Raw genomic sequence first — 19,814 nt, 5'->3', positions numbered from 1 at the left:
ATTTAAAAGTCCCGCAGATCCTGAACCGCTCGCTGGGTTTTCATCAAATTCGTTTCTGCCAGCTTGAGATCTTTTTTGGCAATTGCGACAAATAACGCATCAAGAATATTTAATTGCGCGATACGTGACGCAGCATTTTCACCAAGCAGATGCGATCCCTGGGATGTTGATGTAAGAACCACATGCGCATTTCGCGCAATAGGCGACTCAGCATAGTTCGTAATCGCAATAATTTTTGCGCCGTTACGTGCTGCCAGTTTAATAGGATCATTTACCGCGCGCGTGGCACCAGAATGGCTGATGGCGATAACCACATCATCATCAGACAATACGGCTGCCGACATCAGCATAATATGGGCATCATCATAGGCCGTCGATTTAATACCAATCTTAAGCAACTTATGCGATAAATCGCGTGCTACGGTAGCCGAACCGCCGACCGCATAAAGATCAATATGACGCGCTTTAAATAAAATGTCTGCCGCACGGTTAAATTGCGAAATGTCCAGAATCGACAATGTTTCTTCTATTGCCTGAATCGATGTTCTAAACACTTTCGCCAGCAATTGTTCCGATGAATCATCCGGCTCAATTTCCGCATGTAAACCGGCCACTTCCGACTGATTATAATAAATCAGGCCGGTACGAAAATTACGGAAGCCGGTGAAGTTAAGCTTCTTGGTAATTTTCACAATCATCGCCTGGGAAACACCATTTTCCTCAGCAATCTCCTGCAGCGATGTTTGTTCATTTATGTCGGTTCTGGCGATAATCGCTTCTGCTACGCGTCTTTCTAGCGGCGTGAGTTGCGGTAAGCGCATGCGAATTTGAGCGCCAATGGCTCGCGGATCTTGCTTCATTACCTGCCTCGTGTCGCCCGGTCAATCAACATCGCTATGATAATGATTAGCCCGGTAGCAAGCAATTGATAAAAGGCCTGAATATTTAGTAGCGTCAAGCCATTACGCAATGCGCCAAGAATAATTGCACCAATAAGGGTGCCGACAATACTCCCTTTACCCCCCATCAGCGATGCGCCACCAATCGCCGCCGCCGCAATGGCATCGAGCTCCCACAAATTACCGATGGTGGGTTCAGCTGCACCTAAGCGGCCAATCAAAATTAATGATGCCAGTGACGCCAGCGTACCGGAAATAATATACACCGTCACTTTCGTCCTTTTTACCGGCACCCCCGCCACGCGCGCCGCTTCTTCATTACCCCCTACCGCAAGAATGTATTCGCCCAGCGGGGTTTTATTCATTACCACCCATAACAGCAGCGCAATCACCGCCACAATCACAATCGGTGTCGGCACACCTATTACCGTACTATTAATGATGCTGCGGAATTCCATCGGAATACCAAACACCGGATTACCGCCGGTATAAATCAGTGCAATGGCGCGGAATAACGATAAGCCGCCGAGCGTAACAATAAACGGCTGCAATCCTGCATAGGCGATTAAGGTGCCGCTAAATACACCACACAGCGCGCCAATCCCCAGTGTTGCCATAATCGCTACCGGCACCGGCACGCCCGCCACCATCATAGTAGCGCCCAATACCGCCGACAGCGCCGCCGTTGGACCAACGGAAAGGTCAATACCGCCCGAAATAATCACCAGCGTCATACCTAACGCAATTAAGGCGTTAATCGATGACTGCTGCAAAATATTCAGTAAGTTGGGCACGGTAAAAAAAACCGGCGATAAAAACGAAAATGTCACGACGATAATGACCAGACCGATTAACGTGCCCGCGTCGCGCAGATTAAATTTGAGCAGCGCCGACGGCGCAGTCGTAGACTGAGTAGAACTTTGCGTCATCATAATTTAGCCTTGATAGGGTAAGCGTTAAATAGCTTCTTTAATTTCTTTAATCGCAAAGCTCGCGATATTTTCTTCAGTAATTTCTGCACCCTGCAGTTCACGGGTAATTTTGCCTTCGCGCATCACTAAAACGCGATCGGATACCCGCAGTATTTCCGTCATTTCCGAAGAGACCACCACAATAGCTTTACCTTGCTGCGCCAGTTTCTCAATCAGATTATAAATTTCTGATTTGGCGCCGATATCAATTCCCCGGGTCGGTTCATCAAATAAAAATACGTCAGCATCCGCCGCGACCCAGCGACCAATAATCACCTTCTGCTGGTTACCACCGCTCAGCGTGCCGATCGGCTTTTCGATATTCAGCGGACGCAGTTTCAGGTCAGACATCACTTCCTGCGCCACCTGGTTCAGTTTAGCTTTACGGATCAATCCGCCCAGCGTGAAGTTGCGCATCGACGGCAATGCCATATTCATCTTCACCGCGCGCGCCTTAATAATGCCCTCTTTCTTACGATCCTCCGGCACCAAACCGATACCGGCACGAATCGCCGCGCTGACGTTATGATTGCGCACCGCTTTGCCATTCACGCGCACTTCACCCGCGCTGCGTTTGTCGATCCCCGCGATAAGTTTTAATAACTCGGTTCGACCGGCGCCCACCAGCCCGGCGATGCCCAGCACTTCCCCTGCGCAGACGTTGAAGCTGGCAGGCTTGATCTCATTACCGCGCGCGACATTTTCTACCTGCAGCACCTGACGCTCGCTGGCCCAGGAGTGATGCTCCAGCTTTTCGATTTTACGCCCGACCATTTTGGCCACGATGCTCTCTTCGGTTTCATCGCAAATGTTCACCACACCAACCTGGCGTCCATCGCGCATGATGGTGGCGCGATCGCACACCTGGAAAATCTCGTTCATCTTGTGCGACACGTAAATCAGCGACACACCGGTGGATTTCAAATCTGCGATCAGTTCGGCCAGACGCTCAAACTCGCGCGGCGTCAGGCTAGAGGTCGGTTCATCCATGGCGATGATTTTGGCCTCATCCAGCAGCGCGCGGGCAATTTCGACGATCTGCTGCTGTGACACCTTGAGATTTTTAATCGGCTCAGCCGGGTTAATACTCGGATCAAGCTGCTTGAGAATGTGCACCGCACGCGCCAGCTGCGCACGCTTATCCACGAAAAATCCCTTCAGCGTGGTGAGCGGGCGACCAAGAAACATATTCTGGGCTACGGAGAGCTCAGGAACATGCTGTAACTCCTGATGAATCATGGCGATGCCGGCATGCCGTGCGCTTAGCGGATTCTTCATCTGCACCTGTTGGCCATTGACATAAATTTCACCACTGTCAGCAGAGCGCACGCCGGAAAGGATGTTGAGGAGCGTCGATTTCCCCGCCCCGTTCTCACCAATCAGTGCGTGTACTTCACCTGGCCGCACCATAAAATCTACCTCTTGCAGCGCCGCAGCGCTGCCGTAGGTTTTTGTGATACCGCGCATCATTAAGCGATACTGTTCCATACGCTCTCCGCCTGTTTTATTGCTGAGCCAGCAGCTGACGCAGTTTGTCGTTGTCTTTGGTCGAAAACGCCTCGGCGTTATCTTTGGTGATCAGCGCCTGCGGCGTAGTCACCACGCGCGACAGTTTTTGGCCAGCGATCAGGCGCAGGATCACTTCTGTCGCCACTTCGCCGGTCAGCACCGGGAAGCTATCCACCGTACCGGTCAATTCACCGCGTTTGATGGAGGCATACGCATCTGAAATGCCATCAGTACCGAACACTGCGGTTTGTTTGGTTTTATTCTGCGCGCTCACCGCTTCAACGACGCCTAAGGCCATGGTGTCGTTGTTGGCATAGAAACCGATCAAATCGGGATGCTGCTGCAGAATGGTTGAGGCCGCGTTGAACGCCTGCTCGCGGCTCCAGTTGGCGGGCACGCTGGCCACAATGTTGAATTTGCCATTAGCCTGCAGCGTCTCCTTGAAACCGGCGGTGCGCTGGCCCGCAGCATAGACGCCCGGCTGGCCTTCAATCACCGCCACTTTGCCGCCTTGCGGATGGTGCTGGATAAACCATTTTGCCACGCGTGCCCCGTTATCTTTCTGCACGTTGCCCACGTAATACTGCGCACTGGGCACCACAGCATCGTTAACGTTCACCACCGGAATGCCTTTACTGCTGGCACTCTCCAGCGCCGGTTCGAGGTTGATATCGGTTTGCGGCGAGACCAGCAGGCCATTAAATCCCTGCGCGATCAGCGTTTCAGCAATCGACAGCTGACCGAGCTGATCGTCCTCATTGGCCGCTGCCTGATACGCCACGGTGAAGCCATATTTCTTCGCGACGTTTTGATAGCCTTCGCCGAGGGAACGCCAGTATTCGTTGGTCAACGTTTTCGATACGCCGCCAATTTTCAGTTTGGCATCGACTTTCGGCATCGGGCCATACTTGCTTTCCAGTTGCGTCCAGTCGGTGCGATCGGGTTCAGAATCGGATTTCAGCGGCGGCAATGTGGCGGCGTAAACGCTGGAGCACAATAACGCGGTGGTAAGGACAGAGAGTAAGCGCTTTTTCATGGTGTTAGCCTTTTTATAGTTTTCGCGTGACGTTGAAGTTGTTTCGTTAACGAGCCAGCATGATGTCATTGACAATTTGCTGCGATGACACGGCATCCTGGCGACCAATCGCCTCCTCCAGCGCCGGATTGTTATTGAGTTTTTCGCACAGTTTCAGCAGACGGGTAACGGTCGCAATATTGATCTCGGCTTCGCGAATCGGATCCAGACCGCTGGCGTCGGGGAAGGTATCGAAGTAGTACGCGCCTTGATAACCATCACGCTGCATCTGCCAGAGGAACTCTAGCGTGGCGCGCGGATTGACTGAACCGGCCATCAAACCGTCATCGCGCTTGCCCCAGCCATCGTTGAGATCCAATCCAAGTAAACGCGAACGGCGCGCCACCATGGCCGCAGCAAAGGCCGGAATTTCGTTGGCAAACAGCACGTGGGCGAAATCCAGCGTAATGCCGAGGTTGGCGCAACCAGCCTCTTCCACCGCCAGCAGGCAAGTGGTGGCATTCGGGAAGATGCTGTAGGCGCGCGGTTCGTTAGGTTTGTATTCGATGCTAACGTCGATATCTGGCGCATACTCCGCCACTTCACGCACCGCGCTCACTGCGTCTTCCCACATTTTTTTATAGTCAGCCTGGAAGCAGTAATCGAAGCCGTCCTGCCCCATCCACAGTGTCATTAAACGTGAACCGAATTCGCGACCGGCGTCGATACCGCGCTTAGTCAGCTCGATAGCTTCGCGACGAATCTTTGCATCCGGGTTGGTAAAGGCACCAATTTTGAACTGCGGCGCATCCCAACGCATCTGCATGCCGTTAACGGCTAAACCGGCATCGTCAATCGCCTGCCGCATGGTGTGGATATCCGTGGTGATGTGCTGCGGATAGTTGAGGTCCAAATGCGTGAGCCCCTGCACTTTTCCTGCACGCGCAATCATCTGTAAAACAGAAGGTTTTCCCTGAAGATCTGGCCAGTAAAGATGCGCCCCAGAGGCGAATGAGTTCAAACGTGTAGCAAACTTTAATTCGGACATGAGGAAGGACCCTTCGTGACAAGTTGTAATGTACTTTCCTTCTTCACGATTATTTGTGAAGTTATGGAATAAATTACATAGCCAACGCTATTTGGCAAGCAGTGACGCTCAGAAACTATTCAAAGTGAGAGGATGTTCACGAAATTCTTGATCAGTTGCGCGGGATCGACAGACACGTTTCGGTCGATGTCATTCTTTTGTCATAACTCGCTCACGCTGATGTCAGCGCCCTTTTCATATCCTGTAGGTCAACCTTCGCAATCAGGATTAACAAGATGAAAATGAACAAACTGACTCTCGCAGCGGGCATGCTGCTGGCTATCGCAGGCGGCGCAGCACAAGCGCAGGCGCAACCGATTAACAATATTGTGCTGGTGCATGGCGCCTTCGTTGGCGGTGCAGGCTGGCGTCCGGTGTACGATCGGTTGACGCACGATGGCTATAAAGTGACGCTGGTGCAGGAGCCGCTGACCGGCTTCCCGGAAGATGTTACAGCGACGCGTCGCATTATCGATCAGCAAAATGGGCCAGTGATTTTAGTAGGACACAGTTACGGCGGCGCGATCATCAGTGAAGCCGGTAACGACAATAAAGTGGCGGGCCTGGTCTACATCGCCGCCCACGCGCTGGATAACGGCGAAACGGAAGCCAGCAACGGCAAAAAATTCCCCAATAGCGCGCATCCGTTCGCGAAATCGAGTGACGGTTATCTGACTATCGCGCCAGAAAATTACCACAGCGATTTCGCTGCCGATTTGCCTGCCGCCCAGGCTGATTTTGAAGCCCATGCGCAAATGCCAACCAATTCGGCCGTTTTCACCGCCAACATTCCTGACCCGGCATGGAAGACCAAGCCTAGCTGGTACATGGTGGCGAAAGCTGACAAAATCATCAGTCCCGATCTGGAGCGCATGTACGCCAAACGCGCGCACAGCCACACGGTGGAAATTGCCGGTGCCAGCCATTCGGTTTACCAGTCGCATCCTGATGATGTTGCAAAATTAATTGAACAAGCGGCGCAGCACGCGCAACCCTAAATCCCCTTTCCCGCGGAGAAGCGCATGAAAATTTTGGTGATTGAAGACGAAGCCAAAGCGCGCGATTACATGCGCAAAGGATTGACGGAAGCGGGATTCATCGTGGATGTGGCGGAAAACGGTCAGGATGGCGTGTTCTATGCGCAGGAGCATCATTACGACTTGATATTACTCGACGTTATGATGCCCGGCATGGACGGTTGGCAAGTGATGGCGGCGCTGGATAAACAAATCCACACGCCGGTCATTTTCCTCACCGCGAAAAGCACGCTGGAAGATCGGATAAAAGGGCTAGAACTAGGCGCAGATGATTATCTGGTAAAACCCTTCTCGTTCGCAGAACTACTGGCACGCGTCCGCACGCAACTGCGGCGCGGCAGTCAGCAAAAGCTGCCGGATACGCTGCGGCTTGCCGATTTGCAGCTTGATATTTTAAAGCGCCGCGTTGAGCGCGGCGGTCAGCGTATCGATCTCACCAACAAAGAGTTCAATTTACTGCATCTGTTCATGCTGCATCCGGGCGAAGTACTGACGCGCACCGTCATTGCTTCCCGCGTGTGGGACATGAATTTTGATAGTGATACCAATGTGGTGGATGTGGCGGTGAAACGTCTGCGGCAAAAAATTGACGGCCCGTTTGAGCCGCCGCTGATTCACACCGTGCACGGCGTCGGTTATCGCTGCGAAGCCGAATCATGAAGAAACCTTCCCTCGCCGCGCGACTGTCGCTGTTGTTGAGCGCGACGGTGATCGTCATTTTTTCCCTCAGCGGTATCGCGCTCTATCACTCCCTGGCGCTGCAAATTGGCGTGCGCGACGATGCGGCGCTGCTCAATCGTATCGATCAAATCCGCACCCTGCTGCGCGATGAAGATGCTGTGACGCTGATCCAGCAGAAACCCCGCTTATTCGCCAACATGCTTGGTAATACCGAGTCGCTGCTGGTGCTGCGTTTTCCCGGCCAGCCGCCGCTGATTGTGGTCAACCCCGGTCAACGTCCGCTTCCTGCCATTACGCCGGTCGCTGCAGATCAACCGTTGTCGCTTGCGTCGGTGCATCATCTGGCTGCCGAAGACGGTACACCGTTTATCTCGGCGGCGGCGCTAACGCCCACGCGCGATGGCAGCGGACAGATCGAGATCGTTACTGGCCGCCTGATGAGCGATCGCACGCAAACGCTCAACAGCTATCGCAATCAAATCGTCCTCACCACTGCGCTGGCGGCGTTGCTGGTGGCGGCGATCAGCGTTTGGCTGGTGCGGCGCGGTCTCATTCCGCTCCGACGTTTGGCGGCGCAGGCGGATGCGATTGATGTGCGCCACTTGTCGCAGCGCATGCCCGATCAAGCCCCAGCAGAACTGCAGCCGCTGGTCGCGGCGTTTAATCAGATGCTAAGCCGCCTTGAAAGCGGTTATCAGCAGTTGAGCCAGGTGTCAGCGGATATGGCGCACGATCTGCGCACGCCCATTAATACGCTGATGGGACAGACCGAAGTGGCACTTAGCCAGACGCGCAGCATCGGCGATTATCAGGCGCTGCTCGGCTCCAATTACGAAGAGCTGGAGCGACTGGCAAAGATGATCGACAACATGCTGTTTTTGGCGAAAGCGGAAGATGCCAGCCAGGCAATGGATGTGCAAAACATCGATCTGGCGGTGCTGGGTGAGAAATTGCAGGAGTACTTTGACGGCATGGCAGAAGAACAGGCGATGCAACTGGAGATGGCGCTGCACGGCGAGCTGCATGCCGACGCGCACCTGCTGCAGCGCGCGCTAGCCAATCTGATAGCGAATGCGCTGCGCTATGGCGATTGTCATACCACCATCCGTATTTTCAATCACGGCACGACATTGGTAGTGGAAAATCGAGGCCCCGCGCTCAGTGGCGAACAGCAGGCGCGCATCTTTGATCGCTTCTGGCGCGCCGATCCATCACGTCATCAGGGTAGCAGCGGATTAGGATTATCGATCGTGCGCAGCATTATGCGCCTGCATCAGGGAAGCTGCGAGGTGCACAGCGAGCATGGCGTGAACCGCTTTACGCTGCGATTTCCTTAGCGTAAGTGCAGCCGTTGAAACGGTGCGCATCAATGCGCACCCTACGACAGTCAAATAAAGGTGAAAATCTCTTCACGCGGCAAACGTGATTTTGGCAACGCAGCGTTGAAATCCGCATCGCTGCGGTAGCCTAGTGACACCAGCACCACGCTGGTGAAACCTTTTTCACGCAGTCCCAGCGCCTGATCCAGTGCGCGCGGGTCAAAACCTTCCATTGGTGTGGCATCAATCGCTAACATTGCGGCGCCCAGCAGCAGGCCACCCAGCGCCAGATAAACCTGTTTTTCCATCCACTGCGGCACATCACGCTGCTCGTAACGATGCATATCAACATAGCTCCGACGGCTCTTATCCTGCCCGGCTTTACCCTCCGGCTTAGCAAAACGTCCGTCCGCTTCTTCCTGTGCCAGCACATGTTGCAGATGCGCTTCATCCAAATCGGTACGCATGCACAGCGCGATAACGTGCGACGCATTCAGTACTTTCGGACTGTTATAAACGAACGCGCCGTCGGTAGATTTTGCCATCTGCTCACGGCCCGCCGCGGTGGACGCCACCACAAAGTGCCACGGCTGTGAATTGACCGATGATGGGCTGTTGCGCAGCACGTTTAGCAGGGTTTCGATTTCGTCCTGCGGCAGGCTTTTACCGCCCTCAAAGGCTTTTACGGTGTGACGACGGGCAACGGCATCATTGAGTGTCATGTCAGATTCCTTGTTTTCAGATCAATAAAATTCTGGTGTCGACATTGCGCGATAAATCGCGCCGCTACAGCAGCGTGCAGTTATCTGTAGCGGCGCAATTTATTGCGCATGGTTAAAACTTAAAACCCGCTCAGCACAATCTTGCCGCGCGCGCGTCCGCTCTCGATCAGCGCGTGGGCCTGGCGTAAATTAGCGGCATTAATCGTGCCGTGATGTTCTCCCGCCGTGGTTTGCAGGGTTTTATCATCGATTAACTGGCTCACGCGCTGCAGAATCTCATGCTGACGCTGCATATCAGCGGTGTGGAACAGCGAGCGGGTAAACATCAATTCCCAGTGCAGCGAAATAGCTTTGCGCTTCAGTGGAACCGCATCCAGCGTCTCCGGGTCGTCAATTAACGCCAATTTACCCTGCGGCGCAATGACATCGATCAGTTGCGCGTAATAGCTGTCAGTGTGGGTTAAAGAAACGACATAGCGCACCTCTTTATGCCCAATCGCTTCCAGCTGCTCGCCAAGCGGACGATGGTGATCAATCACATGATGCGCCCCCAGCTTACGCACCCAATCCGCCGTTTCCGGACGCGATGCCGTGCCAATTACCGTCAGTTTGGTCAGCTTGCTGGCAAGCTGCGTCAGGATCGATCCGACGCCGCCGCCCGCGCCAATAATCAGTAAGGCCGCGTCATCTTCAGCTTGCACTTCCAGTCGATCAAACAGCAATTCCCAGGCCGTGAGGGATGTCAGCGGCAGCGCGGCGGCATCGGCATCATTCAATGAGCGTGGTTTATGCCCGGCGATGCGCTCATCCACCAGCCCATATTCGGCGTAGCTGCCAGCGCGGGTAATATCACCGGCGTAGAACACGTTGTCACCGGGCTGGAACAGCGTGACATCCGCGCCAATCGCTTCCACTACGCCAACCGCATCCCAGCCCAGAATGCGCGGCTTATCGGTGGGTGCACCGGCACGCACTTTGGTATCCACGGGGTTCACCGCGATGGCGTGAATTTTTACCAGCAGATCGCGTGCGCCTGGCGATGGCTTTTCTACGTCGAGTTCATACAGCGCATTTTCATCAGAAATCGGTAAACCGTTTTGGCTATAAACAATGGCTTTCATCAGGCAGATCCTTATTTAACAGCAGTTTTCATGCGATAGATTCAGCATAACGGGCCGTTACGCAATGAAAAATGCCCCTTGCAGGTGAACACTTTCACTTTTAGAGTGAAAATCCGTTTTTACTCCTTTCACTGAGAAGCAGATGATCCGTCTGGAAGATGTCACGCTGTTTGTCCGTTCTGCCGCCCTCGGTAGCTTTTCCCGCGCGGCGCGCGAGGTGAACTTATTGCCCGGTCAGGTGAGCGCGGCGATTCAGCGGCTGGAACGCGATTTAGATCGCCGCTTATTCGCCCGCTCCACGCGTAGCCTGCGTTTAACCGCGGAAGGGGAAAAGTATTTGCCCTATGCGCAGGAGATGCTGGCCCTGATGCAGGCCGGAGCCGACAGTTTGCAGAGCGATGAAGATGCGCTGAGCGGTGAGCTTAAAATCGCGCTGCCTTCGGACATTGGCCGCAACATCTTGCTGCCGTTGATTACCGGCTTCTGCCGCGCGCATCCGGCACTGGCGGTGCGGCTCGCTTTTTCCGATCAGATCAGCGACGTGTTTCGCGATCCGGTGGATATCGCCATTCGCTACGGCAAGCTGGAAGACAGCAGTTACGTTGCGCTGCCGCTGGCGGAGGATAATCGCCGCGTGATGGTGGCATCGCCCGATTACCTCGATCGCCATGGTCGCCCGCAAAGGCTGGAAGAGATTGCCCAGCATCATCACTGCCTGCTGTTTATTATGGGCGGACACGTTTACGACAAATGGGCTTTCCCGCAGGAAGGCATGCGGCGGCAAATTACGGTTAAAAGCCGCATGCTGTGTGATGATGCGGAGGTTGCCCGCCGCTGGGCCATCGCGGGCATGGGCATCGCCTATAAATCCTGGATTGATGTGTGTGAGGATGTGCTTGCAGGAAGGTTGGAGATCGTACTACCGGAGATGCCGGGTGAAAGTACCCCGCTGCACCTTATCTGCCCGCACCGTAAACAGTTTTCTCCGGCGATCCGTGCCTTACATAGCCTACTGCGCGAGCATCTGCGCGCGATAACAGCGCGGCTGTAACTGCTGTGACATCTGCACCTGTTACAGCTGTAACACTGATACTGTTCACGCTCACGCGCTTAATTTTTACTTATTGATTTTATTAGTCTTGTTAACCCCTTAGCGGCTGGCACGCTTTTCGCACTCTCCTTTTGAGCTTCTGCACCGGCCACCTGCGTGGCAATGGACAGAACCACAGCCAGACTCAAGGAGAAAATAATGAAAGCGGCACGTTGGTATAAAGCACGCGACATTCGCGTAGATGAGATTGAAGAACCCCAGGTTTCAGCCGGTAAGGTTAAAATTAAAGTGGCGTGGACCGGTATTTGCGGCAGCGATTTGCATGAATATCTTGCCGGTCCGATTTTTGTACCTGTCGACCATCCGCACAAAATCAGCCATGACATCGCCCCAATCGTGATGGGCCACGAGTTTTCTGGCGAAGTGGTGGAAGTGGGTACCGGCGTGACGAAAGTGAAAGCGGGCGATCGTGTGGTGGTCGAGCCGATTCTTTCCTGCGGCGAATGCGCTGCCTGTCGCGAAGGTAAATACAACCTGTGTGGCGATCTCGGCTTCCACGGTTTATCCGGCGGCGGCGGCGGCTTCTCAAGCTTTACCGTGGTAGCGGAGCACATGGTGCATCGCATGCCAGATGCACTCTCTTACGAGCAAGGGGCGCTGGTTGAACCGGCGGCGGTGGCCCTTCACGCCGTGCGCATGAGCAAACTGAAAGCCGGCGATAAAGCCGCTGTATTTGGTGCCGGTCCGATTGGCTTGCTGGTGATTGAAGCGCTGCGCGCGGCAGGCGCCGCCGAAATCTATGTGGTGGAGCTTTCGCAACAGCGCGGTGAGAAAGCGCGCGAGCTGGGCGCTAACGTAGTCATCGATCCGAGTAAAGACGATGCGGTAGCGAAAATCCGTGAGCTGAGCAAGGGCGGCGTCGATGTCGCGTTTGAGGTCACCGGCGTACCGGTAGTGCTGAAGCAGTGCATCGACAGTACCCGCTATGAAGGCGAAACCATCATCGTGTCTATTTGGGAAGGTGAAGCGTCATTCCATCCGAATAAAGTGGTGCTAGCCGAGCGCAACGTGAAAGGCATCATCGCCTATCGCCATATTTTCCCGGCGGTGATGGAGCTGATGGTTCAGGGCTACTTCCAGGCGGAAAAACTGGTCACTAAACGCATTGAGTTGACCGATCTGGTCGAGCAGGGATTTGAAGCGCTGGTGAAAGAGAAGCAGCAGGTGAAAATTCTGGTTCGTCCCCCGCAGTAATCGCCAGCCATGGGTCGCCATTAATGGCGACCCATGGGACAGGCAGCGAAAGATTAAGGAGTTACGCGTCTTTGCGCTTAATACCGAATTTTCCCATTCGACGATACAACGTCATGCGGCTAATTCCCAGCTGACGCGCCGCCTCGCTTTGATTCCAACCCACGGCGTTGAGTTGCCGCCGCAGCGCTTCTGCTTCGCCACTCAGCGATAAGGGCGCGACGGATTGCGGCAGCTGTAACGCATCAGGCAGATCTGCACGCTGAATCATTCCCTGTTCACACATCGCCTGGGCATATTGCAGCGCGTGATGTAACTCGCGCAAATTGCCCGGCCAGGAATAACAGCACAGCGTCTGGCGCGCAGCATCACTGATTAACGCCTTGCCGTTTAGCATCTGGTCGATCAACCCATTAATATCCTGGCGTGCGCGCAGCGGCGGTAGCGTGATAGTCGCGCCCTGTAAGCGATACAGCAGATCCTCACGGAATGCTCCCTGCGCCACCCGCTCGGTGAGCGCATGGTGAGAAGCGGAGATCACGCGGAGATCGACTTTCTGCGCCTGGCGTGCGCCAATCGGCAGCACTTCCTGCTCCGCCAGCACGCGCAGCAAACGCGTTTGCATTTCCAGCGGCATATCGCCAATTTCATCAAGGAATAACGTACCGCCGTGCGCGGCCTGAATCAGCCCGCTGCGCGCGCGATTGCCGGCTCCCGAAAAACTGCCGGGCAGATAGCCAAACAGCTCACTCTCAATTAATGTCGCCGGAATTGCTGCACAGTTGATTGCGATAAAGGGCCCTTTCCGCCGCGAACTGGCCTGATGGAAAGCGCGCGCAAAATACTCTTTGCCGCTGCCGGTTTCACCTTGTACCAACACATTGAGCGGTGTATTAAGCAAACGCGTCGCGCGCTGTAATTGCCGATCAAGCTGCGTATCGCCGCCGCTGAGCGCCGCCAGGGCTGGCGCCGTTTTCACCTCGGCCGATCGGATGCGCGGCGCGGCAGGTGGCTGCGTACGGGCGAAGAAACGCTGCTCGCCTCTGATGTCTTCTAACTGATGGACTTCGGAAGCATTTAACCAACTCGGCAGCTGATCGATCGAGGTGCGGAATAGCGCTGAAAGGGGGGATCCGAGAAGATCATCCCGCCCAGAAAACAGCTGGCGCGCCGGCTGATTCATGCCTACCAGCTGTCCGGAAACATCAAACGCCAGAAGGTATTCAGGATGTACATCGGCCCATGCATACGTGCGACTGAGTTTGAGAATCCAGTCCTGACGATGGCGATGTAAAAGCCATGCGTTTTCAATCCGTCGGGCCTGCCCCAGCGCCAACTGCATCACCAGATGCTGACTGCTGCGCGGCTGTGGCGATGTTAACGCGGAGATATCCAGTACCGCCTGCATCACCCCTTGCGAATCAAACAGCGGCACCGCGCTGCAGGTGAGCGGAATATGGGTGGCATCGAAGTGGTCAGTTTGATGCACGGTGATCGCGTTGCCAGTGGCAAGCGCCGTGCCCACCGCACAGGTACCTGATAACGCTTCAGACCATTGTGAACCGAGGAATAATCCCGCACGCCGCAAACTGACCTCCGCGTTGGCATCGCCGAGGTAATCCACCGCGACGCCCTGTGCATCGGCCAGCAGCAGAATATAGCCAGCGGGCGCAATCTGCTGATAAAGCGTCTGCAAACCGTGCTGAGCGACAAAGCGCAGCTCATCCAACTGCTGACGATGCTCAAGCAGTTGATGTGCTGGCAGAATACGCGCGTCCTGCAGGCGAGCGGGATCCAGTCCATGCTCACTGACACAGCGTAACCATGAAGCCTGCACCGCCTCCTCTTGCGGATTAACCACGCGGGCAGCATTACGGTTCTCGATTCGGGCAACTACATTGGCAATGTGTTCACGCTGGCTTAGGTTCACAGCGATTCTCCTGCATCAGCGCACTATACACGCCAGTTTAAAGCGGAATCACAGCATAGCGGATTAACATCTAAATAACAGATGTAGCGTGGATGAGATGCGCAACGACAGCAGAAGACTTTACTCTGGGGGATTACCATGGGTATTAGCCGCAGCGAATAGCGAAATGGCTGCTATGAATGGCGAGGTGAGCTGTGCGTCCATTATGACGGTCGCCATGAATGGCGTTGTGTACTGTGCGTCATTATGACGGTCGCCATAAATGGCGACCCTACATCGTAGGGTGCGCATTTATGCGCACCGTTTCAACGACCGCATTAGCCGTCATGATGCATTTATGCGCACCGTTTTAAAGACCGCATTAGCCGTCATGACGCATTGATGCGCACCGGACATGATTCAGGAGTTATTCGGCGGTGTAGCGTCGGTTTCGCTAAACGTTGGCTTCTGGCGGGTTACCGAATAAACAACATTTTTCGGACTATTAGGATCGGTGGTGACATCCACTGAAGCAATCGTCACTTTGCCAAAGCCAAAAAGCGTCTGCACGTATCCGCCAATTTGGTGTTTACCTGGCGCGACACGAATCTCTTTCTTTTCGCCCTTCTGCAACAGTCCCGCATTTTGACCATCAACCGTTAAATAAATGGTTGAACCATCATCGGTGCGCGTAACCAGATGCGAAACATTAATCACCGTCGGGCCGCTTTCAAATGGGGTTGGCGTGTCATTATTTTCGATTGGCGCGCCGGTCGCAGGCTGAGCCGCGGAGGTATCCGCCGTCGCAGTGCTGTCAGGGGATGTACCGGTAACGGCAGCCAGTCGGGCACAGCCGGTGAGCATTAAGGTTGCCATCAAAGTGGCCAGTGTGAAACGCGATAACATCGTGACAAAAACACCTTTGCTGAATGAGAAGCGATTATTTTAGCGTGCCTTGAATAGTGATGACAGTCTCATAATTACAGTATTTTCCTAAAACCGGTGAGGAGTTGTAACAGGTGCATACCAGCCGCACGGAATGTAAAAGAAACGGCGGCCGGTAAGACCGCCGACGGAATTACCAGCTGTAATTAACCGATGCAACAATGGAACGACCGCTGCCATAGAAGCAGGCGCTGGTGTTGCTGCACGAGGCGACATAGTGTTTGTCCGCCACGTTATTCACATTAAGTTGCAGCGTGGTACCGCGCAGCGAATTCGCCGCTTCGCCTAATTCATACTTCGCCATCACGTCGTACAACGTGTAATGCGGAACCTTATTGGTGCCGGTTTCATCCGCTGGCGCGGTGCCGGTGTAGCGCACGCCGCTGCCAAGGGTAAAGCCATTCAGCACGCCATCGAGGAAGGTATAACTGCCCCACGCCGAGGCCGCATGACGCGGAATGCTGGACGGCGAGTGACCAATACGTTCGGTGATGCTGCTCTCTTTGGTCACCGCATCGGTGTAGGTATAAGCCGCCAGCAGTTTGATCTCTGGCGTGATCTGCGCATGCGCTTCGGTTTCAATACCTTTTGAACGCACTTTACCAATCTGCTCGTTATAGCCGGTGACGTTGTTATAAGCGGTAATGTTTTTCTGCGTGATATCAAACGCGGACACGGTAAACACCGCATCCCAGCCCAACGGCTGATACTTCACGCCCACTTCTGTCTGTTCACCGGTGGTCGGTTTGAACGGATCGGTGCCCGGCGCGCCGCTGTTCAGGTTGGGTTCAAACGAGGTGCTGTAGCTGATGTATGGCGAAATCCCGTTATCGAACGCATACAGCAAACCGGCGCGCCCGGTGAACTTGTTATCATTCTGCTGGGTTTCGCTGTTATCGGTGCGATCCTGTGTACGCACTTCGCTCCAGTCATTACGGCCTGACAACAGCAGGTTCCACTGATTCCACTCCAGCTGATCCTGCAGATAAACACCAACCTGATCGAGCTTCTTACGGGTGCTGGTAGTCAGCGTCAAATCGCTCTCGTTGATGCTGATACGCGTTGGGTTAGCCCAATCGAGAATGTATTGATCGCCCCTGTCGAGCCACAATTTGTTATCTACGTCGCTCCACTTGTAATCCAGCCCGCCAAGCACAGTGTGCGCAACATTCCCGGTATCAAAGGTGGCTTTCAGCTGGTTATCCAGACCCAACTCTTTTGACTTGATCTTGTCGTGCTGCGGACGACGGTTGATCGAGTGATCGTTATCCGCATCAACGGTATACACCAGATATTTGTACGACTCATCCATGTTGCTGTAGCGCAGATTCTGCGTGAAGCTGACGTTGTCGTTCAGATTGTGCTCGAAAATATAACCAATCGACGTCTGCTCGCGTTTGGCTTCGTTGAAGCTCGGATCGCTGACGTTAAAGTCATAAGGGATCCGTCCGGCACTGGTGTTGAACAACGTTCCGTTGGCCGGCAGGAAGTTACGGTAGCCCGCTTTCGGCTCGTTCTGATACAGCGTCAACAGCGTAAAGCTGGTATCGGCGTTGGGCAGCCAGGTAATGGCCGGCGCAATCGCCATACGCTGCTGTTTATTATCTTTAACGAACTCGTGTTTGGTGCTGGCGATACCGTTCAGGCGATAAAACAGCGTGTTGTCATCATTTAGCTTACCGCCGAAATCAAACGCCGCTTCACCCAAATGTTGATTGCCAGTGCTGAGCTGCACTTTATGAATACTTTGCGCCGTCGGGCGTTTGCTGGTCATCGCCACGATGCCACCCGGATTCACCTGGCCGTACAGCACCGAGGCGGGACCATGAATCATCTCAACGCGCTCCAGCAGCCAGGGATCGATCTGCCCCGCGGCGCCAGCCTGACCGGACAAGCCGTAGCTCAGGCCGTCGAGGAACTTCGGCGCATAGCGGAAACCGCGCGCAATAATCTCATCATTACGGTTGGAGTTACCGCGATAGTTGGTTAGCACGCCGCTGGTGTAGCTTAGCGCATCCGCCACCGATGCCGCCGCTTGATCGTCCATCTGCTCACGCGTAATCACTGAAATGGATTGCGGGGTTTTGCGCAACGGCGTGGCGGTTTTTGTGCCTGCCGCGCTCTCTTTCGCCACATAGCCTTGTAGCGGTGCGGTGACGCTTTCGTGCGTTTCGGCGTTAACGGTAATCGTCTCTTCGGCGGACACCGGTGCCACTAACAAAATTGAGGCCAGTGAAAGATAGACAGGATTGAACCTGAACGGGTGTGCCACAGCAGGTATTGCTGATTTTCTTACTTTAATAGACATAGTCGCCATCTCTATTTCAAACTGCCTTGTAGATGAAATAATCCATTCAGAGGTCCTCGCCTAATAGCAGAGGCTGTAACGGATTGAAATATTACTGTCATCGATTATTTACGGCCCTAATTTCCCCGCGTGACCTCTCTCACAAAATAATCCACTGAAAATCCGAAGGTTTCTTAGGCGCGAAAAATCATATTGCAAATGTAAATCGTTATCAATAGCATTTGCATTAGCTTTGATTAAGTAAAGACTATGAACAAAATTTGGAGATGGATTGCAGAATGTTTCTAACGCATGCAGAAAAAACAGCAAAAACCTGGTTGCCTGCGGGAACCGTTGCGCAATGGTTGCGACAAGCTGATGTGGGCGGCGAAGGCTGGTGGCAGCGGCTTTATGCCACCGGAACACCGCTGGTGGAACGTGATGAGCAGGGTCAGACCTCCATGCATTTTTTTTGGCGCGATCCCCAAGGTCATTCCGCACTTTCTTCTACGCAACGGGTTTATATCGATATTAATGGCGTCACCGATCACCACAGCGAAGCGCCAGAAAGTTTGGCGCGCGTGGGGGACAGCAACGTCTGGCATTGGTCTACGCCGATTGAATCCGATTGGCGCGGCAGTTACAGCCTGATTCCGGTCACTGCGCAACAGCTGCCGCCGCTATTTTGTGGCGATGATGACACCTGTCGCGCGCTGCAACGTAAATGGTGGATTTCGCTGATGCCGCTGGCGATTCCCGACAAGCTCAATCCCACCCCGCCGTTTCTCAGCAGCCGTCGCTTTGCTTTGAGCAACGCGCATATGCCGGATGCGCCGGATCAATCGGCGTGGCGAGCGCTGGATGCCGGACTCGCCGAAACCTGGCCCGATACGCTGCAAACGCTGCGGTGGCGCAGCACGCTGCTCCAGGTTACGCGCAAGGTTTGGATCTACAGCACGGGTAAAACCGACCGGCCTGAACAGCGTCCGCTGGCAATTCTGCTCGACGGACAAAACTGGGTGTACGGCCAGCCGATCTTTAGCGCACTGGATCAGGTCACCGCCGCTGGCGAACTGCCGCCGGCCTGCTGGCTGTTTATCGATGTCATCGACAGCCAGCATCGCGAAGCGGAATTACCGTGCAATGAAACTTTCTGGCAGGCGGTGCAGCAAGAGCTACTGCCGCTGGCTCAGCAACACGCGGCATTCAGCAGCGATGCCGATCGCACGTTGGTGGCCGGGCAAAGCTACGGTGGACTCGCCGCCCTGTATGCCGGGTTGCACTGGCCGCAGCGCTTTGGCCGCATTCTTACGCAATCCGGCTCATTCTGGTGGCCCAACCTGCAATATCTCCGCGACTACGCCAATCGTGAACATCACGCGCCGGGCCTGCTGTTGCAGCGTCTGCAACAAGGCACATTGCCAACGGGCACGCTGAAGATCTTCCAGGAAGTGGGCGATCGCGAGGCGGACATGGTGTACGTCAACCAGCAGATCGCTCCGGTGCTGGAAGCCGCTGGCCACGAATTACATTTTCGCCGCTACGCCGGAGGGCACGATGCGCTGTGCTGGCGCGGCGGTCTGATCGACGGCTGTCGCTGGCTGCTGGCCGATTTTCTATCCCCAACCTCACCCTCTGAAGGTAATCACCATGTCTGAACAACAAAACCCGTTTGATAACGATGCGCTGGAATTTCTGGTGCTGCTTAACACGCGCCAGCAATACAGTTTGTGGCCAGCATTCGCTCCCGTTCCCGCCGGTTGGCATAACGTGGCAGGGCCGCTAACGCGCGCTGCGGCAATTGAATTTATCGAAGCCAACTGGCACGACATGCGACCAGCGACGCAACAGACGTCGTCTACCGCAGCTTAATTTGCTCTTTTAATCATTTAGTTAATTTATTCCCCCAATCACTCGGGCTGCAGCAAGGCGGCAAGTGTGCAAATCCCTAGGTGCTTACGGACGTAAGTGACTGGGGTGAGCGCACGCAGCCAACGCCGTTGCAGCCCG

General features: G+C 54.5%; 17 protein-coding genes. 7 read left to right on the top strand and 10 right to left on the bottom strand.

Features of this window, described 5'->3' with window-relative positions; all coding sequences use genetic code 11:
• Positions 1–2: 2 nt before the first annotated feature.
• The 5 genes from AAGR08_RS20330 to AAGR08_RS20310 are packed head-to-tail and all read right to left on the bottom strand — an operon-like array spanning position 3 to position 5,442.
• Complete coding sequence (locus tag AAGR08_RS20330) at positions 3–860, bottom strand: MurR/RpiR family transcriptional regulator (protein WP_097098028.1); 858 nt, start codon at positions 858–860, stop codon at positions 3–5.
• A complete protein-coding gene (locus AAGR08_RS20325; protein ID WP_097098029.1) occupies positions 860–1,831 on the bottom strand; it encodes a ribose ABC transporter permease in 972 nt (323 codons plus the stop codon). Before AAGR08_RS20325 ends, AAGR08_RS20330 begins: the two co-directional genes overlap by 1 nt.
• Positions 1,832–1,855: 24 nt before the next feature.
• Complete coding sequence (locus AAGR08_RS20320) at positions 1,856–3,358, bottom strand: sugar ABC transporter ATP-binding protein (RefSeq protein ID WP_345830556.1); 1,503 nt, start codon at positions 3,356–3,358, stop codon at positions 1,856–1,858.
• Between the two features lie 16 nt (positions 3,359–3,374).
• Entirely contained in the window at positions 3,375–4,415 is a 1,041-nt protein-coding gene (locus AAGR08_RS20315) for a substrate-binding domain-containing protein (RefSeq protein WP_345830554.1), read from the bottom strand.
• 46 nt (positions 4,416–4,461) lie between these two features.
• Positions 4,462–5,442 carry a TIM barrel protein gene (locus tag AAGR08_RS20310; RefSeq protein ID WP_097098032.1) on the bottom strand — a complete coding sequence of 327 codons (981 nt, stop codon included), beginning with the start codon at positions 5,440–5,442 and terminating at the stop codon, positions 4,462–4,464.
• A 275-nt stretch (positions 5,443–5,717) separates the two neighbouring features.
• On the opposite strand from AAGR08_RS20310, the gene AAGR08_RS20305 reads away from it, so the two are divergent.
• The 3 genes from AAGR08_RS20305 to AAGR08_RS20295 are packed head-to-tail and all read left to right on the top strand — an operon-like array spanning position 5,718 to position 8,536.
• A complete protein-coding gene (locus AAGR08_RS20305; protein ID WP_345830552.1) occupies positions 5,718–6,479 on the top strand; it encodes an alpha/beta hydrolase in 762 nt (253 codons plus the stop codon).
• Positions 6,480–6,503: 24 nt separating this feature from the next.
• On the top strand, positions 6,504–7,178 hold the full coding sequence (locus AAGR08_RS20300; protein WP_345830551.1) for a heavy metal response regulator transcription factor: 675 nt from the start codon (positions 6,504–6,506) through the stop codon (positions 7,176–7,178).
• Positions 7,175–8,536 carry a heavy metal sensor histidine kinase gene (locus AAGR08_RS20295; RefSeq protein WP_345830549.1) on the top strand — a complete coding sequence of 454 codons (1,362 nt, stop codon included), beginning with the start codon at positions 7,175–7,177 and terminating at the stop codon, positions 8,534–8,536. The genes AAGR08_RS20300 and AAGR08_RS20295 overlap by 4 nt, the downstream gene beginning before the upstream one ends.
• A gap of 50 nt (positions 8,537–8,586) precedes the next feature.
• Here the strand turns inward: AAGR08_RS20295 and nfsB are convergent, their stop codons facing one another.
• Positions 8,587–9,240 carry an oxygen-insensitive NAD(P)H nitroreductase gene (nfsB, locus tag AAGR08_RS20290; protein ID WP_345830547.1) on the bottom strand — a complete coding sequence of 218 codons (654 nt, stop codon included), beginning with the start codon at positions 9,238–9,240 and terminating at the stop codon, positions 8,587–8,589.
• Positions 9,241–9,359: 119 nt separating this feature from the next.
• On the bottom strand, positions 9,360–10,361 hold the full coding sequence (locus AAGR08_RS20285) for a zinc-binding alcohol dehydrogenase family protein (RefSeq protein ID WP_345830545.1): 1,002 nt from the start codon (positions 10,359–10,361) through the stop codon (positions 9,360–9,362).
• Positions 10,362–10,503: 142 nt separating this feature from the next.
• Here AAGR08_RS20285 and AAGR08_RS20280 point away from each other — a divergent pair, with 142 nt between their 5' ends.
• Together AAGR08_RS20280 and AAGR08_RS20275 are read left to right on the top strand one after the other, a co-directional pair.
• A complete protein-coding gene (locus tag AAGR08_RS20280) occupies positions 10,504–11,412 on the top strand; it encodes a LysR family transcriptional regulator (protein ID WP_345830543.1) in 909 nt (302 codons plus the stop codon).
• Positions 11,413–11,610: 198 nt separating this feature from the next.
• Positions 11,611–12,666: a 2,3-butanediol dehydrogenase gene (locus tag AAGR08_RS20275; RefSeq protein WP_345830541.1), complete on the top strand. Its 1,056-nt coding sequence runs from the start codon at positions 11,611–11,613 to the stop codon at positions 12,664–12,666.
• 61 nt (positions 12,667–12,727) lie between these two features.
• On the opposite strand, the gene AAGR08_RS20270 is transcribed toward AAGR08_RS20275, so the two are convergent.
• From AAGR08_RS20270 to AAGR08_RS20260, 3 genes are all read right to left on the bottom strand, one after another.
• On the bottom strand, positions 12,728–14,593 hold the full coding sequence (locus tag AAGR08_RS20270; protein WP_345830539.1) for a sigma-54-dependent Fis family transcriptional regulator: 1,866 nt from the start codon (positions 14,591–14,593) through the stop codon (positions 12,728–12,730).
• Between the two features lie 399 nt (positions 14,594–14,992).
• Complete coding sequence (locus tag AAGR08_RS20265; protein ID WP_097098049.1) at positions 14,993–15,478, bottom strand: hypothetical protein; 486 nt, start codon at positions 15,476–15,478, stop codon at positions 14,993–14,995.
• A 172-nt stretch (positions 15,479–15,650) separates the two neighbouring features.
• On the bottom strand, positions 15,651–17,825 hold the full coding sequence (locus tag AAGR08_RS20260; protein ID WP_097098050.1) for a TonB-dependent siderophore receptor: 2,175 nt from the start codon (positions 17,823–17,825) through the stop codon (positions 15,651–15,653).
• 278 nt (positions 17,826–18,103) lie between these two features.
• On the opposite strand from AAGR08_RS20260, the gene fes reads away from it, so the two are divergent.
• Together fes and AAGR08_RS20250 are read left to right on the top strand one after the other, a co-directional pair.
• Complete coding sequence (fes, locus tag AAGR08_RS20255) at positions 18,104–19,462, top strand: enterochelin esterase (RefSeq protein WP_345830536.1); 1,359 nt, start codon at positions 18,104–18,106, stop codon at positions 19,460–19,462.
• Positions 19,455–19,676, top strand: a complete 222-nt coding sequence (locus tag AAGR08_RS20250) for an MbtH family protein (RefSeq protein WP_097098052.1) — start codon at positions 19,455–19,457, stop codon at positions 19,674–19,676. Before fes ends, AAGR08_RS20250 begins: the two co-directional genes overlap by 8 nt.
• Positions 19,677–19,814: the final 138 nt, after the last annotated feature.

This window comes from Pantoea sp. BRR-3P (genome assembly GCF_039621635.1).
GTDB lineage: Bacteria > Pseudomonadota > Gammaproteobacteria > Enterobacterales > Enterobacteriaceae > Pantoea > Pantoea floridensis.
This window is presented reverse-complemented; position numbering and strand designations above follow the sequence as displayed.

Bases quoted from the DNA above. Each gene is read 5' to 3' on its own strand.
- AAGR08_RS20330 (WP_097098028.1), bottom strand. From the start codon at position 860: ATGAAGCAAGATCCGCGAGCCATTGGCGCTCAAATTCGCATGCGCTTA.
- AAGR08_RS20250 (WP_097098052.1), top strand. From the start codon at position 19,455: ATGTCTGAACAACAAAACCCGTTTGATAACGATGCGCTGGAATTTCTG.
- AAGR08_RS20310 (WP_097098032.1), bottom strand. From the start codon at position 5,442: ATGTCCGAATTAAAGTTTGCTACACGTTTGAACTCATTCGCCTCTGGG.
- AAGR08_RS20275 (WP_345830541.1), top strand. From the start codon at position 11,611: ATGAAAGCGGCACGTTGGTATAAAGCACGCGACATTCGCGTAGATGAG.
- AAGR08_RS20260 (WP_097098050.1), bottom strand. From the start codon at position 17,825: ATGTCTATTAAAGTAAGAAAATCAGCAATACCTGCTGTGGCACACCCG.
- AAGR08_RS20325 (WP_097098029.1), bottom strand. From the start codon at position 1,831: ATGATGACGCAAAGTTCTACTCAGTCTACGACTGCGCCGTCGGCGCTG.
- AAGR08_RS20315 (WP_345830554.1), bottom strand. From the start codon at position 4,415: ATGAAAAAGCGCTTACTCTCTGTCCTTACCACCGCGTTATTGTGCTCC.
- AAGR08_RS20280 (WP_345830543.1), top strand. From the start codon at position 10,504: ATGATCCGTCTGGAAGATGTCACGCTGTTTGTCCGTTCTGCCGCCCTC.
- AAGR08_RS20285 (WP_345830545.1), bottom strand. From the start codon at position 10,361: ATGAAAGCCATTGTTTATAGCCAAAACGGTTTACCGATTTCTGATGAA.
- nfsB (WP_345830547.1), bottom strand. From the start codon at position 9,240: ATGACACTCAATGATGCCGTTGCCCGTCGTCACACCGTAAAAGCCTTT.
- AAGR08_RS20295 (WP_345830549.1), top strand. From the start codon at position 7,175: ATGAAGAAACCTTCCCTCGCCGCGCGACTGTCGCTGTTGTTGAGCGCG.
- fes (WP_345830536.1), top strand. From the start codon at position 18,104: ATGTTTCTAACGCATGCAGAAAAAACAGCAAAAACCTGGTTGCCTGCG.
- AAGR08_RS20305 (WP_345830552.1), top strand. From the start codon at position 5,718: ATGAAAATGAACAAACTGACTCTCGCAGCGGGCATGCTGCTGGCTATC.
- AAGR08_RS20320 (WP_345830556.1), bottom strand. From the start codon at position 3,358: ATGGAACAGTATCGCTTAATGATGCGCGGTATCACAAAAACCTACGGC.
- AAGR08_RS20300 (WP_345830551.1), top strand. From the start codon at position 6,504: ATGAAAATTTTGGTGATTGAAGACGAAGCCAAAGCGCGCGATTACATG.
- AAGR08_RS20265 (WP_097098049.1), bottom strand. From the start codon at position 15,478: ATGTTATCGCGTTTCACACTGGCCACTTTGATGGCAACCTTAATGCTC.